Below are 16,818 nucleotides of genomic sequence, written 5' to 3'. Positions count from 1 at the left end.
GAGGGGCGCATCCGGTTGCGGATGCGCCCCTTGCGTACACCCGGCGAGTGAGGCTCAGACACCCCGGGAGCGAACCGAGCCCCGGAGAGGGGGCGCTCAGCCCGCCAGGCAGGACGGGCCGAGCAGCACCTTCAGATCGCCGAACAGGGCCGGATCCGGCTTCACCCGGTGCCGGTCGAGCCGCAGCACGGTCGTCTTGCGCGGACCCTGGAGTCTGATCCGCACCTCGCTCTCGCCCTTGTGGTGGCTGAGGATCTCACCGAGCCGGCTCACCATCGGCGGGGTGACCTTCAGCGCCGGAATGGTGAGGATCACGGGCGCGTTGGTGCCCGCGTTCGACAGGTCGGGGACCTGGAGCTCCATGGCGACGAGCCGGGGCACGTCCTCGCGCTTGTCGAGGCGTCCCTTGACGAACACGACCGCGTCCTCGACGAGTTGGGTCGACACCAGCTGGTACGTGGCCGGGAAGAACATGCACTCCAGGGAGCCCGCCAGGTCCTCCACGGTGGCGATTGCCCACGCGTTGCCCTGCTTGGTCATCTTGCGCTGGAGGCCCGAGATGATGCCGCCGATGGTGACGACCGCGCCGTCCGCGTGCTCGCCTCCGGTGAGCTGGGCGATGCCCGCGTCGGCCTTGTCGGACAGCACGTGCTCCAAGCCGAAGAGCGGGTGGTCGGAGACGTACAGACCGAGCATCTCCCGCTCCTGGGCGAGCAGATAGGTCTTCTCCCACTCGTCGTCGGTGAAGACGACGTCGAGTCCGAAGCCGGGCTCGTCGCTCTCCTCCTCGCCCATGCCGCCGAAGAGGTCGAACTGGCCCTCGGCCTCCTTGCGCTTGACCTGCACCACGTTGTCGATCATCGGCTCGAACTGCGCGGTGAGGCCCTTGCGGGTGTGCCCCATCGTGTCGAACGCGCCCGCCTTGATCAGCGATTCGGTGGTGCGCTTGTTGCAGGCGACCGCCTCGACCTTGTCGAGATAGTCGGGGAAGGAGGCGTACTTGCCCTTGGCCTTGCGGCTCTTGATGATCGACTCGACGACGTTCGTACCGACGTTACGGACGGCGGACAGGCCGAAGAGGATCACGTCGTCGCCCTGCGCGGCGAAGTTCGACATCGACTCGTTGACGTCCGGCGGGAGCACCTTGATGCCCATGCGCCGGCACTCGTTCAGATAGACGGCCGACTTGTCCTTGTCGTCCTTGACCGAGGTGAGCAGGCCGGCCATGTACTCGGCCGGGTAGTTCGCCTTCAGATACGCGGTCCAGTACGAGACCAGGCCGTACGCGGCCGAGTGCGCCTTGTTGAACGCGTATCCGGCGAAGGGCACCAGGACGTCCCACAGGGCCTGGATGGCCTCGTCGCTGTAGCCCTTCTTCTGGGCGCCCTCCTGGAAGAGGACGAAGTTCTTCGCCAGCTCGTCGGGCTTCTTCTTGCCCATCACGCGGCGCAGGATGTCGGCCTCGCCGAGCGAGTACCCGGCGATGATCTGGGCGGCCTTCTGCACCTGCTCCTGGTAGACGATCAGGCCGTAGGTGACGGCCAGGACCTCCTGGAGGGGCTCCTCCAGCTCCTTGTGGATCGGCGTGATCTCCTGAAGGCCGTTCTTGCGGAGCGCGTAGTTCGTGTGCGAGTCCATGCCCATCGGGCCGGGACGGTAGAGCGCCGAGACGGCGGAGATGTCTTCGAAGTTGTCGGGCTTCATCAGGCGCAGCAGCGAGCGCATGGGGCCGCCGTCGAACTGGAAGACGCCGAGGGTCTCGCCGCGCTGGAGCAGTTCGAAGGTCTTCGGGTCGTCGAGCGGGAGGCTCAGCAGGTCGAGGTCGATGCCCTTGTTGGACTTCACCATCTTGACGGCGTCGTCCATGATCGTCAGGTTGCGCAGGCCGAGGAAGTCCATCTTCAGCAGGCCGAGCGACTCGCACTGCGGGTAGTCCCACTGCGTGATGGTCACGCCGTCCGTGTGCCGCACCCAGATGGGGGCGTGGTCGACGATGGGCTCGCTGGACATGATGACGCCGGCGGCGTGCACGCCCATCTGCCGGACCAGGCCCTCGACGCCCTTGGCGGTGTCGATGACCTTCTTCACGTCCGGCTCGTTCTCGTACATCGCCCGGATCTCGCCGGCCTCGCTGTAGCGGGGGTGCGAGGGGTCGGTGATGCCGTTGAGGTCGATGCCCTTGCCGAGGACGTCGGCGGGCATCGCCTTGGTGAGGCGGTCGCCCATCGCGTACGGGTAGCCCAGCACGCGCGCGGAGTCCTTGATGGCGTTCTTCGCCTTGATCTTGCCGTACGTGCCGATCATGGCGACCTTGTCGGCGCCGTACTTCTCGGTCACGTACCTGATCACCTCGACGCGCCGACGCTCGTCGAAGTCGATGTCGACGTCGGGCATGGAGACGCGCTCGGGGTTGAGGAACCGCTCGAAGATCAGACCGTGCGGGATCGGGTCGAGGTCGGTGATGCCCATGGCGTACGCGACGATCGAGCCGGCCGCCGAACCACGGCCCGGGCCCACCGCGATGCCCTGCTTCTTGGCCCACATGATGAAGTCGGCGACCACGAGGAAGTACCCCGGGAACCCCATCTGGATGATGACGTCCATCTCGTACTCGGCCTGCTTCTGACGGTCGTCGGGGACGCCGCCGGGGAAGCGGCGCTCCATGCCGCGGCGCACCTCCTCCTGGAACCAGGTGACCTCGGTGAAGCCCTCGGGGATGTCGAACTTCGGCATGAGGTTCTTCGCCTCGAACATGCCGGAGGTGTCGATCTGCTCGGCGACCAGGAGCGTGTTGGCGCAGCCCTCCTGCCAGGCGTCCGAGGAGTCGATGGCGTACATCTCGTCCGTGGACTTCAGGTAGTAGCCCGTGCCGTCGAAGCGGAAGCGGTCCGGGTCGGAGAGGTTCTTGCCGGTCTGGATGCACAGCAGGGCGTCGTGCGCGGTCGCCTCGTTCGCGTAGGTGTAGTGCGAGTCGTTCGTCACCAGGGGCGGGATGCCGAGCTTCTTGCCGATCTCCAGGAGACCGTCACGGACCCGGCGCTCGATCTCGATGCCGTGGTCCATCAGCTCCAGGAAGTACCGGTCCTTGCCGAAGATCTCCTGGTACTCGGCGGCCGACTTCAGGGCCTCGTCGAACTGGCCCAGGCGCAGCCGGGTCTGGAGCTCGCCGGAGGGGCAGCCGGTGGAGGCGATGAGACCTTCGGACCACTGGGAGATGGTCTCCTTGTCCATCCGGGGCCACTTCTGGAGCCAGCCCTCGGCGTACGCGTCCGAGGAGAGCTTGAAGAGGTTGTGCAGGCCCGTCCGGTTCGCCGCCCAGATCGTCTTGTGCGTGTAACCACCCGAACCGGACACGTCGTCGCGCTTCTGGTGCGGCTGGCCCCACTGGATCTTGCGCTTGTTGCGCCGGGACTCGGGGGCGACGTACGCCTCGATGCCGATGATCGGCGTGACGCCCGCCTTCTTGGCCGTGTGGAAGAAGTCGTACGCCCCGTGGAGGTTGCCGTGGTCGCTCATGGCGATGTGTGTCATGCCCATCTCATTGCAGGCATTGAACATGTCCTTGAGCCGCGCGGCACCGTCCAGCAGCGAGTACTGGGTGTGGACGTGCAGGTGCGTGAACGGCGGCTTTGACACGGCTTCGGCCTCCAAGTGAACAGATACGGCGCAAAGCGCCGCGATGAGGGGCGGTGGTCGGGTGACGGGTGGCCGTGGGTCGACGGCTTCCCGACCGGCTGCGGGCAGTCTGGGGACAGCGTCGAAGTCTAAGCCTCGGCACTGACACTCGGCGGCTTCTCCCCCGTACCTTCATGCGGGGACGCGGGCACTCCCGCGTATCTTCGTCCGTTGGACCAAAGGCGGTCCGGTCGTCCGGAGGACGACGGAAGATCCGTTCCACACGTCACGCACCACCTGCACCAGGAGGCACCCAGCGATGTCGGTTCCGCAGCTCAGCGCCGAGCAACGCGGCGAGCAGATCCTCGCCGTCTTCGACACCGCGTTCGGCGAGCTGCTCGCCGCCGACCCGGCCGCGTTCCGCGTGAAGTTCCGCAAGATGGCGGCCTCCGCGTTCGCGTTCTACCGGGGCACGGCGTGCCTCTTCTACCACGACCTGGACGCCGACAAGCGGGGCGGCCCGTACCTGGACGAGCGGACCTCCCGGGTGTGGATCCACGGCGATCTGCACGCCGAGAACTTCGGCACGTACATGGACTCCACCGGCCGCCTGATCTTCAACGTCAACGATTTCGACGAGGCCTACGTGGGGTCGTTCACCTGGGACCTCAAGCGCTTCTCGGCCTCCGTGGCACTGATCGGTTACGCGAAGGCGCTCAGCGACGAGCAGATCACCGAGCTCGTCCAGGTCTACGCGGCGGCCTACCGGGAGCGGATCCACGCCCTGGCGACCGGCGCCAAGAGCGACGAGGTGCCTCCCTTCACGCTGGACACCGCCGAGGGCCCCCTCCTGGACGCGCTGCGCGACGCCCGCTCACTGACCCGCTTCGGGCTGCTGGACTCGATGACCGAGATCCGTGACTTCGAGCGCCGTTTCGCGCCGGGCGGCGGCTCCATCGAGCTGGACGCGGCCACCCGCTACAAGGTGCTGGCCGCCTTCGACGGCTACCTGGAGACGCTGCCGGAGTCGTCGCTGGCCCGCCCGGACTCGTACCGGGTGAAGGACGTGGTCGGCCGCCGGGGCATCGGCATCGGTTCGGCGGGCCTGCCGTCGTACAACATTCTCCTGGAGGGCCACAGCGACGCCCTGGAGAACGATGTGGTGATCTACATCAAGCAGGCCCAGACACCGGCCGTCTCCCGGCACATCACGGACTCCTCGATCCGCGACTACTTCCAGCACGAGGGCCACCGCACGGTGATCTCGCAGCGCGCGCTCCAGGCGCACGCCGACCCCTGGCTGGGCTGGACCGAGCTGGACGGCGCGGGTCAGCTGGTCGCCGAGATCTCGCCGTACGCCGTGGACCTGGACTGGGGCGACATCGACGACCCGAAGGAGATCGCGGCGGTCGTCGCCGACCTCGGCCGGGCCACGGCCGCCATGCACGCGGCGGCGGACGACCTGTCCGGGCAGTCCCTCGTGCCGTTCTCGACGGAGCGTGCCATCGACGCCGCCGTCGCGGCCGACGAGGACGGCTTCGCGGGCCTCCTGGTGGACTTCGCGCACGAGTACGGCGCACGCGCGCGTGCGGACCACCAGATCTTCGTGGACCTGTTCCGCAACGGCCGGATTCCGGGCCTGTAGGCCGGCGTCGACTCACAGGGACCCTTTAGGGGTCTCCTACAGCGGTACGTGGCACACTCTCCAGCGCTATGGACATATCCGGGACCCACCTCAGAGCCCTTCGCGCGGCTCTGTTCACCGCAGTCGTCGTGACGCTCTCCACCACGTCGCACGTACTGCTGTCCCGGGTGCCGCTGCCGCTGTCCACCGTGGCCGCGATCGCGGGCACCGTCTTCGTCGTCGCGTACGCGCTGGCGGGCCGCGAGCGCGGCTTCGGAAAGATCGCCGCGCTGCTGGTCCCTCTCGAGCTGGCCGCCGACACGGTCTTCACCATGGGGCAGCACGTCTGCTACGGGAAGGTGGGCGGCCCGGTCGCGGGCCCGCTGCGCTCGGTCGGCCTCGACGTGCTGTGCGGCGGCAACGGCGTCGGCGCCCCGCTCGCCCGGGTGACCGGCGGCGGCAGCGACCGCGCCGCCGTCCTGCTCGCACACGCCGACCCGGCCGCCGCCTGGCTGCTGCTCGCCGCGCACGTCGGCACCGGGCTGCTGGCGGCCGCCTGGCTGCGCCGCGGCGAGCGCGCCCTGGCCCAGTTGCTGCGCGCGGCGGCGGTGAGCGCGTTCCGGCCGCTGCTGCTCGCGGTCAGCGCGGTGACCGTACGACTCACTCCGGTACGCCGGCCGGCGCGCCCCGCGCGCCGGATCTCCACCGTCCGTACGCGCCTGTTCGTGCACTCCCTGGGACGGCGTGGACCGCCTCGCTCGGCCGTATTCGCCTGAGCGACAGCAGTCCCCCATACGTATCCCGCGTACGACCTGTGCGCGTCCCACATGGAGATCACCACTATGAGCAAGCGGAACAGCCAGGCGGCGAAGACGGCGGCCCGTGAGCGGCTGCGCGTCGAGCGCGAGCGCCAGGCCAAGCGCGACAAAGTCAAGCGCCAGGCCAAGCGCGACAAAGTCAAGCGGCAGGGCATGGTCGCCGGCTCCCTCGTCGCCGTCCTGGCCGTCGCCGGCGGCATCGGCTACTTCGTCGTCCAGAACAACAAGCCCGGTTACTGGGAGGCCGCCAAGAACGACAAGCTCGTCAAGCCGGCCAACACCACGGGCACGAACGGCACCACGGTCGTCTTCGGCAAGGCCGACGCCAAGAAGACGCTGGAGCTGTACGAGGACTCGCGCTGCCCGGTCTGCGCCCAGTTCGAGCAGACCGTCGGCTCGACCGTGGACAAGGCCATCGCGGACGGCACGTACAAGGTCCAGTACATCGGTGCCACGTTCATCGACAACAGCGACCAGGGCGAGGGCTCCAAGAACGCGCTCAGCGCTCTGGGCGCCGCGCTGAACGTGAGCCCCGAGGCGTTCCTCGAGTACAAGACCGCCCTGTACTCGACGAAGTGGCACCCGGACGAGACCGACGACAAGTTCAAGAGCGACGACTACCTGATCAAGGTCGCGAACACGGTGGACGCCCTGAAGAACAACAAGGCGTTCCAGAAGGCCGTGACGGGCGGCACCTACGACAAGTGGGCGCTGGTCATGTCGCAGAAGTTCGACAAGAGCGGCGTGACCGGCACACCGACCCTGAAGATGGACGGCAAGAAGCTCACCGGCTCCGACGGCCAGAACGCGCCGATGTCGGTGGCCGAGTACACGACGGCGATCGACAAGGCGCTCAAGGCCTGAGCCACGGCGCCTTTTTGGGCGGCTGACGAACGAAGAGCGGGCGAACTTTTACGAGTTCACCCGCTCTTCGCTCATACTGATCAGTAACCTGATCGCTCGTGACCAGTCGACACAGATCATCCGACACCGCCCATACGTTCTCGCCGCGCCGCCGTACGGTCGTCAAGGCCGCGGCCGCCACCGCCGTCCTGGCCGGGCCGCTCGCCGCCGCACTGCCCGCCCGCGCGGCCACCGAGACCCCCGCCTTCCTGCACGGCGTGGCCTCCGGCGACCCGCTCCCCGACGGCATCCTGCTGTGGACCCGGGTGACGCCCACCGCCGAGGCGATACCCGGCTCCGGGCTCGGCCCCGACACCGAGGTGAGCTGGACGGTGGCCAAGGACAAGACGTTCACCGCGATCGTCGCCAAGGGCTCCACCACCGCGACCGCCGCCTCCGACCACACCGTCAAGGCGGACATCCGCGGCCTCCAGCCGGCCACGGACTACTTCTTCCGCTTCTCGGCCGGCGGCACCGACTCGCCCGTCGCCCGCACCCGCACCGCCCCGGCCGCCGACGCGGGCGTGGCCGGTCTGCGCTTCGGCGTGGTCTCGTGCGCCAACTGGGAGGCCGGCTACTTCTCCCCGTACCGCCACCTGGCCGCGCGCGGCGACCTGGACGCCTGGCTGCATCTGGGCGACTACATCTACGAGTACAAGTCCGGCGAGTACGCGGCCCGCGGCAAGGTCGTACGCCCGCACGCCCCCGCCAACGAGATCCTCACCCTCGCCGACTACCGCACCCGGCACGGCCGTTACAAGACGGACCCGGACCTCCAGGCCCTGCATCACAAGGCGCCGGTCGTCGCGATCTGGGACGACCACGAGTTCGCCGACAACGCGTGGTCGGGCGGCGCGGGGAACCACACCGAGGGCGCCGAGGGCACCTGGACGGCACGTCAGGCCGCCGCGAAACAGGCCTACTTCGAGTGGATGCCGGTCCGCCCGGCGATCGAGGGGACCACCTACCGGCGGCTGCGCTTCGGCAAGCTCGCCGACCTCTCGCTGCTCGACCTGCGGTCCTTCCGCTCGCAGCAGGCGTCCACGGGCAGCGGCACGGTCGACGACCCGGAGCGTACGCTCACGGGCCGGGTCCAGCTCGACTGGCTGAAGGCGGGGCTCAAGGCGTCCGACACCACCTGGCGGCTGGTCGGCAACTCGGTGATGATCTCGCCGTTCGCCATCGGTGAGCTCTCCGCCGACCTCTTCAAGCCGCTCGCCAAGCTGCTCGGGCTGCCGCAGGAGGGCATCGCCCTCAACACCGACCAGTGGGACGGCTACACGGACGACCGCCGTGAACTCCTCGCCCACCTGCGGAACAACGCGATCCGCAACACGGTCTTCCTGACCGGCGACATCCACATGGCGTGGGCCAACGACGTGCCGTTCGACGCCGGTACGTACCCGCTGTCCGCGTCGGCCGGCACCGAGTTCGTGGTCACGTCGGTCACCTCCGACAACCTCGACGACATCGTCAAGGTCCCCGAGGGCACCGTCTCGGCCGTGGCCGCGCCGCTCATCCGCGCCGCCAACCGGCACGTCCACTGGGTCGACACCGACCGGCACGGCTACGGCGTCCTGGACATCACCGCCGACCGCGCGCAGATGGACTACTACGTGCTCTCCGACCGCACGGACCCGAACGCGACCTCGTCCTGGGCCCGCTCGTACCGCACGCGCAGCGGCACGCAGAAGGTGGAGCGGACGTACGATCCGGTGTGACGTCCGCTACATGCGCGACGTCCGCTACGTCTGTGACGTCCGCTACATTCGCGACGTCCGCTACGTCTGTGACATCCGCTACATCTATGACGTCCGTCTAGAGGCTGTCGAGGAAGCCGAGCGCCACCTTCCAGGTGGCCTCGGCCGCCTCCGCGTCGTAGTCGGGCAGGTCGGGGTCGGTGTAGAGGTGCCCGGCACCCGCGTACCGATAGACCTCCACGTCGGCCCCGGCTCTCCGCAGCTGCAGGTACCAGGCGCCCAGCCAGTCGTCCGTCTCGAACGCGTCGGGCTCGGCGACATGCAGCTGGACCGGCAGCTCGTCCACCGACGCGCTCTCGGCGATGTCCGACGTGCCGTGCAGGAGCAGCAGCCCGCGGGCCTTCTCGTCGCCGAGCGCCAGGGTCTGGGCGATGGAGGCGCCCAGCGAGAAGCCCGCGTACACCAGGCCACGCTCCGAGTAGGGCGCGGCGGCCAGGACCGCGCGCTTGAGCAGCTCGTCCTTGCCGATCCCGTCGCAGAAAGCCATGCCCTCCTCCACGGTCTCGAAGGTGCGCCCCTCGAGGAGGTCGGGCGTCCACACCTCGTGTCCCGCGGCGCGCAACCGGTCCGCCGCGGCGCGCACCGCGGGCCGCAACCCGTAGGTCGAGTGAAAGAGCATGATGTTCATGAGGCCATGGTGCCAGCCCGGACCGGCACCCCGGACGGACGACCCGGCCTGCGGCGATACCCCGGACCGGGCAGAGTAAACAGGTTCATGAGGCCGCCAGGCCGGTTACGTTCGCAGGCATGGAGAACGTACTGCGACCGCTGATCGTCGTCGGCGGCTCGCTCGTACTCACGCTGGTCGTCGGCTGGGCCGTCGACCAGCTGTTGCGACGGGCCGACGGCCGACACCATGAGACTCCCCTGTGGGGCCTGCTGCGCCGCGGCGGCGTGCCGTTCCAGCTCGTGCTGTGCTCGGCCCTGTTCAGAGGGTCGTACGACCAGGCGAAGCTGCTGGAGGACCACCGGATCGGCATAGGCCGGGCTCTGACGCTCGTCCTCATCGGCTCGACGGCCTGGCTGGTGGTCCGCATCGCTGCGGCGATCGTCGAGACCTCGTACTGGCGCTACGCGGCCGCCCACCGCGATCCCGCCCGGGTCCGCCGCGTGCGCACCCAGGTGTCGCTGATCCAGCGGGTGGTCTCCGCCATCGTGGGCGTGGTGGCCGTCGCCGCGATGCTGCTCACCTTCCCGGCGATGCGGGCGGCCGGCGCCTCGCTGCTGGCCTCGGCCGGCATCCTGGGCATCGTCGCCGGTGTCGCCGCCCAGTCCACGCTCGCCAATCTCTTCGCCGGACTGCAGATCGCGTTCGGCGACATGGTGCGGCTCGGTGACACGGTCGTGGTGGACGGCGAGTGGGGCACGGTCGACGAGATCACGCTGACATTCCTGACCGTACGGACGTGGGACGAGCGCCGGATCACGATGCCGGTCTCGTACTTCACCGCCCAGCCCTTCGAGAACTGGTCGCGGGGCAGCGCCCAGATGACCGGCACCGTCTTCTTCCACGTCGACCACTCCACGCCCGTCGAGGAGATGCGCAAGAAGCTCCAGGACATCGTGCGCGAGTGCCCGGCCTGGGACGGCCGCGACTACGGCCTGGCGGTCACGGACACGACACCCACCACCATTCAGGTGCGCGCCCTGGTGACCGCGAAGGACGCGGACGACATCTGGACGGTGCGCGTCACGGTCCGTGAACAGATGGTCCGTTGGCTGACGGAGCAGCACCCCTACGCGCTGCCGCGCGTCAACACGGCGGACGCGGTCGTGCCGCCGGGCAGGACCGCGTCCCGGGACGGCGTGGCCCACCGGGCCTTCGAGCCGCCGAGAACGGGCCGGGGCTGACCGCGGGCAGCGGCCCGAGGTCAGCAGTCAGCAGTCGGCAGTCGGCAGTCGGCAGTCGGCAGTCAAAGGACAACGGAGGGACGGAGGTCCACGGAGGGACGGGCCGCGGGCAGTCCGGTGCGCTCAATGCCCGCGTTCCGCTCCTCCGTTGACCTGGATCACCTGTGCGGTGATGTGCGCGGCGCCCGGTGACGCCAGCCAGTGCAGTGTCGCGGCGATGTCGCCGGGCGTACCCGCGCGGCCGGTCGAGGTCTCGGCGACGAGCCGCTCACGCCGCGCCTGCTCGATCTCCCCGCCGAAGAACCCGGTGTCCTCGACATACCCGGGCGCCACCACGTTCACGGTGACGCCCCGCGGCCCCAACTCCCGCGCCAGATCGAAGGCGTACGGATGCAGCGCGGCCTTGGCCGCCGCGTACGCCCCGCTCCCGGACCCCCGGTAGGCGGCGATGGAGCTGAGGAACAGCAGCCGCCCGCCCGGCGAGGCGAGCCGCTCCCGCAACGCCTCCGTGAGCAGCGCGGCGGTCAGCACGTTGAGCCGGAAGTTCACGGTCCAGTTGTGGGCGACGGCTTCGAGCGGGTCGTCGGTCTCCGTCCTGGGCTCCAGATTCCCGGCCCCTCCGGCACTGTGGACGAGCACATCGACGGTGCCGAACTCGGCCGCGACGAACTCCGCGACCCCGCGCACGCCGTGCGGATCACTCAGGTCGGCCGCGTAGGTGAGCGCGCCCGGCACCTCCGCCTTCTCCAACACGTCCGCCCGCCGCCCGAGCAGCAGCACCTGGTCCCCGTCCCCGGCAAAAGCCCGGGCCGCCGCGAGCCCGATCCCCGTACCACCACCGCTGATCACCACGTTGCGAGTCATCACCGAATCGTACAAAGCACCCCCGAAAACCGCCCTCGGAGTTACACCCCCGCCACACACACGCCACAACGACGCCCCGCCCCCGAGCCACATCCCACAACGAACACCACCGCCCACTCCCCCCACGACCCGCAGTCGCCGCCGCACCCCCCACGGGAGACCCGCACCTGTCAACCGGCTGGAAGCGGGCGGTGCGCGGGTGGGAGAACACACTTCAACGCAAACTCCGCACATCCAGATGCCGCAACACCCGGTCCACAATCTCCGGATCCGCCCCCGGCTCGCTCCGCGCGGCCAGCACCTCATGCCGCGCCGCACTCATCATCTCCCCCTGAATCCGCCGCACCCTCTTCATCCGCCGGACCCGCTGCTCGTGCGCCTCCCGCCGCTCCTCGTCCCCCAGATCAGGACTGATCCGCGCCCCGATGTCGAACGCCCGCCGCAACAACTGCTCGGACAGCTCCTCCGGCAACTCCTCCACGTCCTCGATCTCCCGCAGCCGCCGCTTCGCCGCCTTCGCCGCCCGAATGGCCAACGCCTTCTCGAACGCCTTCTCGCTCCCCGTGTCGGCCCGCACCCCCAGCCTCTTCACCAGCCACGGCAGCGTCAGCCCCTGCAACACCAGTGTCCCCATGATCACTCCGAACGCGATGAAGACGATCTCGTCCCGGTCCGGAAACGGCGACCCGTCGTCCATCTTCAGCGGAATGGCCAGCGCCAGGGCCGCGGACGCCACCCCCCGCATCCCGGCCCACCACATCACGACGGTCTCGCGCCACGAGGTCGGGATCTCCTCGTCGTAGTCCCGTTTCGCGTGCAGCCGTTTGGTCAGCCAGGTCGCCGGCAGCAGATACGCCAGCCGTACGAGCACCACCACGGCCACGATCGCCGCCGCCCAGCCCAGCATCTCGCCCCACCGCCCGGACGCCGTCCTGAGGGCGTTGTGCAGTTCGAGCCCGATCAGCCCGAACGCGACACCGGTGACGAGGGTGTCCACCACGTTCCAGAACGTGTGCCCGGCGAGCCGTGTCATCACGTCGTCCGCGTCGGTGGCGTACTCCGCGAGGAACAGCGCGGTGGTGAGCACCGCGAGCACCCCGGACCCGTGCAGTTCCTCGGCCAGGACGTACGACGCGTACGGCACCAGCAGCGTCAGACCGATCTGCAGCGTGACGTCGTCGAGCAGGTCCATCAGCCTGTTCGCGGCCCAGCCGAGCGCGAGCCCGACGGCGACCGCGACCACGGCGGACAGCACCAGGTCGAGCACGGCGTTCGGCAGGGAGAACGTTCCGCTGACGGCGGCGGCGATCGCGACGTGGTAGAGAACGATCGCCGTGACGTCGTTGAAGAGCCCCTCGCCCTCCAGGATCGACACCAGTCGCCGCGGCAGCCCCAGCTGCCCCGCGACGGCGGTCGCCGCGACCGGGTCGGGCGGCGCGACCAGCGCACCGAGCGCCACGGCGGCCGCGATCGGCAGCCCCGGCACGATCGCGCCGGCGACGAGCGCCACGACCGCCGTGGTGACGAACACCAGCGCCACAGCCAGCAGGAAGATCGGGCGCTTGTTGGCGGTGAACTGTCTCCACGACGTCCGCCGCACCGCGGCGTAGAGCAGCGGCGGCAGCAGCGCGGGAAGGATCAGATCGGGCGGGATGTCCACGTTCGGCACGAAGTCCGCCACGGCGAGGCCGATCCCGAGCAGCGTCATCAGCACCGGCGCGGGCAGCCCGAACCGGTCTCCCACCGGGACACTCACCACGGCCCCGAGGAGAAGCACGAACAACAGGGCCAACTGATCCACGGTCAGCACTCCGGCGGTCTAGGCGATCAAGAAAGGCCAGACGTCCAGCGTGCCACGGGCGGTTTCCTTACAGCGTGCGCCGCATCGCCCGATGCGGTATCCCCGCCTCGAGGAACTCCGGTCCGTACACCACGTACCCCAGCCGCTCGTAGAAACCGAGGGCGTGGGTCTGGGCGTGCAGGTCGACCGCCGCGAGGCCACGCGCGCGTGCCGCGTCCTCGATGGCGCGGACCAGCGCCGCGCCGACACCCAGGCCGCGCGCGTCCTGCGTCACGGCGAGCCGCCCGAGGGAGCCCACGGTGAGGTCGCCGTCGGTCTTGGCGGCGGCCGCCTCCCCGTGCAGCAGCCGCCCGGTGCCGAGCGGCACCCCGTCGTCCCGGACCGCCAGCACATGCACGGCTCCGGCGTCGTACGCGTCGTACTCGATGTCCTGCGGGACGCGCTGCTCGACGACGAAGACCTCCTTGCGGACCGCGAAGCACGCCTCACGGTCGGCAGTACCCTCCGCGACCCGCACCTCGTACGCCGCGCTCATGCGTAGCTTTCCTCCCGCACCTTGTCCAGAGCCTGCTGGAGGTCGGCGGGATAGTCGCAGGCGAACTCGACCCACTCGCCGTCTCCGGGGTGCTCGAAGCCGAGGCGCACCGCGTGCAGCCACTGGCGGGTGAGGCCGAGTCGCTTGCCGAGCGTCGGGTCGGCGCCGTACGTCAGGTCGCCCACGCACGGGTGGCGGTGCGCCGACATGTGGACGCGGATCTGGTGGGTGCGCCCGGTCTCCAGCTTGATGTCGAGCAGGGAGGCCGCGCGGAACGCCTCGATCAGGTCGTAGTGCGTGACGGAGGGCTTGCCCTCGGCCGTGACCGCCCACTTGTAGTCGTGGTTCGGATGACGCCCGATGGGCGCGTCGATCGTGCCGCTGGTCGGGTCGGGGTGGCCCTGCACCAGCGCGTGGTAGCGCTTGTCGACCGTGCGCTCCTTGAACTGGCGCTTCAGCGACGTGTACGCGTACTCCGACTTGGCGACCACCATCAGGCCCGACGTGCCCACGTCGAGGCGGTGCACGATGCCCTGGCGCTCGGCGGCGCCCGAGGTGGAGATCCGGTACCCGGCGGCGGCGAGGCCGCCGATGACGGTCGTGCCCGACCAGCCGGGCGACGGGTGCGCGGCCACGCCGACCGGCTTGACGATCACGAGCACGTCGTCGTCGTCGTGCACGATCTCCATGCCCTCGACCGGCTCGGCGACGATCTGCACGGGCGCGGGGGCCTGCGGCATCTCCACCTCGAGCCAGGCGCCGCCGTGCACGCGCTCGGATTTGCCGACCACCGTGCCGTCGACCAGCACCTTGCCTGCCGCGGCCAGCTCGGCCGCCTTCGTGCGGGAAAAGCCGAACATGCGGGAAATGGCGGCGTCGACGCGCTCGCCCTCCAGGCCGTCCGGCACGGGCAGGGTACGGATCTCGGGAATCGTGCTCACCCGTCGAGTATGCCGGACAGGTCCGACACCACTTGACCAGAGCTCGAACATCCGTGCCTCACGACCGTCAGTGCCTCACGACCGTCAGTCCTTGTGGACCGTCCCGTCCGGGTCGAGCCCGCGGAAGGACAGCAGCACGATCAGGATGCCGCCGCAGACGATCGCCGAGTCCGCCAGGTTGAACACCGCGAAGTGCTTGGGCGCGATGAAGTCGACGACCGCGCCCTCGAAGACACCGGGCGAGCGGAAGATCCGGTCGGTGAGGTTGCCCAGCGCACCGCCGAGCAGCAGCCCGAGCGCGATCGCCCAGGGCAGGCTGTAGAGCTTGCGCGCGAGGCGGGCGATCACCACGATCACGGCCGCCGCGATCACCGTGAAGATGACGGTGAAGGCCTCGCCGAAGCCGAAGGCCGCACCCGCGTTGCGGATCGCCTCGAACCTCAGCCAGTCCCCGATGATCTCGATCGGCGCGTGGTGCTCCAGCTTCGCGACCACGATCAGCTTGCTGACGAGGTCGAAGGCGTACGCGAGCGCGGCGACGGCGAACAGGACGGCGATCCGGCGCCTGCCCTTGGGCCGCTCGGTGCCGGCACCGGCACCGCCACTCTCACCGTCGGCCTGCTCCGGTTCGGCTCCCGCCGCCTCTGGGATATCCGGCGTACCGATGATGCGCTCCGCCTCTGCCACGTGAGTCCCTCAACCTAGGTGCCTGACTGGGGACGAGAGTACGACACGCCCCTACCCGACCACGTGCCCAGGAGGGATTCAGTAACGGCGTTCCTGCTTCTGCTTGCACTCGACGCACAGCGTGGCCCGCGGGAAGGCCTGCATACGCGCCTTGCCGATGGGGTTGCCGCAGTTCTCGCAGAGGCCGTACGTACCGGCATCGAGCCGCTCCAGCGCCCGCTCGGTCTGTTCGAGCATCTCGCGCGCGTTGGCGGCGAGAGCCATCTCGTGCTCGCGCGTGATGTTCTTGGTGCCGGTGTCCGCCTGGTCGTCGCCCGCACCGTCCCCGGAGTCCCGCATCAGACCGACGAGCGCCGCCTCCGACGAGGAGATCTCGGTGCTCAGCCGGATCGCCTCGCCCTGAAGTTCGGCGCGTGCCTCCGCGACCTCCTCGGGGGTCCACGGGTCCTCGCCGGGGCGCACGGCCAGCTCGCCGGGCTCCACCGCGGCGATCCGCGCCTTGGGGACCGCGGTGGGGTTCTGCGCCGCCGTGGCCGTGCCAGGAGTCTTCTTCGCAACCACTGTCGTGGCTCCCGTCTGCTTCGCGGCCGCGGCCGCGCCCGCGTTCTTGGCAGTGCTCTTCTTGGCCGCACTCTTCGTGGAGGTGCTCTTCGTGGAGGTGCTCTTCGGGGAGGTGGCCTCCGTGGTACCGCCCTTCGCTGCGGCACTCTTCCTGGCAACGGTCTTCCTCGCGACGGCGGCCTTCTCCGCTGTCTTCTTCCCGGCCGCCTTCGTCCCGGCCGCATTCTTCGCCGCCGGCCTCTCGGGGCCTTCCTCCTCGTCCGGCCTCTTCGAAGGAGCCACCTTCGAGGCCGCCGCCTCCTTCTGGGCGACGGTCTTCCGCACGCCGGTTTCCTTCACCGTGGACTTCTTCGCCGTGCTCTTCTTCACCGTGGTCTTCTTCACCGCGGTTCTCTTCGCCGTGATCTTCTTCGCCGCGGCTTTTGTGGCGGCCCCGGCCGACGCGGCGACCGTGGTCTTCTTCGCGGCGGACTTCGTTCCCCCGGTCTTCCTCGCCCCCGAAGCACCCGCAGCACCCGCAGCACCCGCAGCCGAGGAAGCACCCGCGGCCTCCGCCGTGCCCTCCGTTCCCGATCCTCCGGCGTCCATACGAACCGTCCTCACCGGCTTGGGCGCGCCGTTCGCAACCACTGCATGGGCACTCTTCTCGCCATCGACGTCCTTGGCCGCTGAACCCGTGGATCTGCCCGACGCCGACTGCTGTACGGCGGTCTTCTTCGCCACCATGGCCGCGGCCCCTTCACATATTGTGATCTTGATCGCGAATCGTGCTGGGACGATAAATCGACTTCTGGCCCGCGGCAACGGGGCACGCCCATGATTTGCCCGCCCCACGGGTGCCGCGCGGCAAGCCTTCCA

At 69.4% G+C, this 16,818-nt stretch carries 13 protein-coding genes; 5 read left to right on the top strand and 8 right to left on the bottom strand.

From position 1 onward, the window contains the following. Positions 1-96 precede the first annotated feature (96 nt). On the bottom strand, positions 97-3,636 hold the full coding sequence (gene dnaE, locus SAVERM_RS31635) for a DNA polymerase III subunit alpha (RefSeq protein WP_010987544.1): 3,540 nt from the start codon (positions 3,634-3,636) through the stop codon (positions 97-99). A 298-nt stretch (positions 3,637-3,934) separates the two neighbouring features. On the opposite strand from dnaE, the gene SAVERM_RS31630 reads away from it, so the two are divergent. From SAVERM_RS31630 to SAVERM_RS31615, 4 genes are all read left to right on the top strand, one after another. Next, positions 3,935-5,260 (top strand): DUF2252 domain-containing protein, encoded by a 1,326-nt coding sequence (locus tag SAVERM_RS31630; protein ID WP_010987543.1) that lies wholly within the window; start codon positions 3,935-3,937, stop codon positions 5,258-5,260. A gap of 68 nt (positions 5,261-5,328) precedes the next feature. Then, positions 5,329-6,015 carry a hypothetical protein gene (locus SAVERM_RS31625; RefSeq protein WP_010987542.1) on the top strand — a complete coding sequence of 229 codons (687 nt, stop codon included), beginning with the start codon at positions 5,329-5,331 and terminating at the stop codon, positions 6,013-6,015. 66 nt (positions 6,016-6,081) lie between these two features. Beyond that, on the top strand, positions 6,082-6,921 hold the full coding sequence (locus SAVERM_RS31620) for a thioredoxin domain-containing protein (RefSeq protein ID WP_010987541.1): 840 nt from the start codon (positions 6,082-6,084) through the stop codon (positions 6,919-6,921). A gap of 98 nt (positions 6,922-7,019) precedes the next feature. Further along, a complete protein-coding gene (locus SAVERM_RS31615; RefSeq protein ID WP_010987540.1) occupies positions 7,020-8,681 on the top strand; it encodes an alkaline phosphatase D family protein in 1,662 nt (553 codons plus the stop codon). A gap of 97 nt (positions 8,682-8,778) precedes the next feature. On the opposite strand, the gene SAVERM_RS31610 is transcribed toward SAVERM_RS31615, so the two are convergent. Continuing rightward, positions 8,779-9,348: a dienelactone hydrolase family protein gene (locus SAVERM_RS31610; protein ID WP_010987539.1), complete on the bottom strand. Its 570-nt coding sequence runs from the start codon at positions 9,346-9,348 to the stop codon at positions 8,779-8,781. Positions 9,349-9,467: 119 nt separating this feature from the next. Between SAVERM_RS31610 and SAVERM_RS31605 the strand changes: the two genes are divergently transcribed. Next, a complete protein-coding gene (locus SAVERM_RS31605) occupies positions 9,468-10,571 on the top strand; it encodes a mechanosensitive ion channel family protein (RefSeq protein ID WP_010987538.1) in 1,104 nt (367 codons plus the stop codon). A gap of 123 nt (positions 10,572-10,694) precedes the next feature. On the opposite strand, the gene SAVERM_RS31600 is transcribed toward SAVERM_RS31605, so the two are convergent. From SAVERM_RS31600 to SAVERM_RS31575, 6 genes are all read right to left on the bottom strand, one after another. Further along, entirely contained in the window at positions 10,695-11,435 is a 741-nt protein-coding gene (locus SAVERM_RS31600; protein ID WP_010987537.1) for an SDR family NAD(P)-dependent oxidoreductase, read from the bottom strand. Positions 11,436-11,649: 214 nt separating this feature from the next. Then, the gene (locus SAVERM_RS31595) at positions 11,650-13,236 is read right to left on the bottom strand and encodes a Na+/H+ antiporter (RefSeq protein WP_037646922.1); all 1,587 of its coding nucleotides are present in this window, start codon (positions 13,234-13,236) and stop codon (positions 11,650-11,652) included. Positions 13,237-13,303: 67 nt separating this feature from the next. Continuing rightward, positions 13,304-13,771: a GNAT family N-acetyltransferase gene (locus tag SAVERM_RS31590; RefSeq protein ID WP_037646773.1), complete on the bottom strand. Its 468-nt coding sequence runs from the start codon at positions 13,769-13,771 to the stop codon at positions 13,304-13,306. Continuing rightward, positions 13,768-14,712, bottom strand: coding sequence for an RluA family pseudouridine synthase (locus tag SAVERM_RS31585; protein ID WP_010987534.1), 945 nt, complete (start codon positions 14,710-14,712; stop codon positions 13,768-13,770). The genes SAVERM_RS31590 and SAVERM_RS31585 overlap by 4 nt, the downstream gene beginning before the upstream one ends. Before the next feature lie 84 nt (positions 14,713-14,796). Then, positions 14,797-15,399, bottom strand: a complete 603-nt coding sequence (gene lspA, locus SAVERM_RS31580; RefSeq protein ID WP_010987533.1) for a signal peptidase II — start codon at positions 15,397-15,399, stop codon at positions 14,797-14,799. Between the two features lie 78 nt (positions 15,400-15,477). Next, positions 15,478-16,548, bottom strand: coding sequence for a TraR/DksA family transcriptional regulator (locus tag SAVERM_RS31575; protein WP_010987532.1), 1,071 nt, complete (start codon positions 16,546-16,548; stop codon positions 15,478-15,480). Between the last annotated feature and the right edge of the window lie 270 nt (positions 16,549-16,818).

Source organism: Streptomyces avermitilis MA-4680 = NBRC 14893, from assembly GCF_000009765.2.
Lineage (GTDB): Bacteria > Actinomycetota > Actinomycetes > Streptomycetales > Streptomycetaceae > Streptomyces > Streptomyces avermitilis.
The sequence above is the reverse complement of the archived record's forward strand: the minus strand, read 5'-3'. Positions and strand labels throughout refer to the sequence as shown.

Bases quoted from the DNA above. Each gene is read 5' to 3' on its own strand.
- SAVERM_RS31630 (WP_010987543.1), top strand. From the start codon at position 3,935: ATGTCGGTTCCGCAGCTCAGCGCCGAGCAACGCGGCGAGCAGATCCTC.
- SAVERM_RS31625 (WP_010987542.1), top strand. From the start codon at position 5,329: ATGGACATATCCGGGACCCACCTCAGAGCCCTTCGCGCGGCTCTGTTC.
- SAVERM_RS31620 (WP_010987541.1), top strand. From the start codon at position 6,082: ATGAGCAAGCGGAACAGCCAGGCGGCGAAGACGGCGGCCCGTGAGCGG.
- SAVERM_RS31610 (WP_010987539.1), bottom strand. From the start codon at position 9,348: ATGAACATCATGCTCTTTCACTCGACCTACGGGTTGCGGCCCGCGGTG.
- SAVERM_RS31605 (WP_010987538.1), top strand. From the start codon at position 9,468: ATGGAGAACGTACTGCGACCGCTGATCGTCGTCGGCGGCTCGCTCGTA.
- SAVERM_RS31600 (WP_010987537.1), bottom strand. From the start codon at position 11,435: ATGACTCGCAACGTGGTGATCAGCGGTGGTGGTACGGGGATCGGGCTC.
- SAVERM_RS31590 (WP_037646773.1), bottom strand. From the start codon at position 13,771: ATGAGCGCGGCGTACGAGGTGCGGGTCGCGGAGGGTACTGCCGACCGT.
- SAVERM_RS31575 (WP_010987532.1), bottom strand. From the start codon at position 16,548: ATGGACGCCGGAGGATCGGGAACGGAGGGCACGGCGGAGGCCGCGGGT.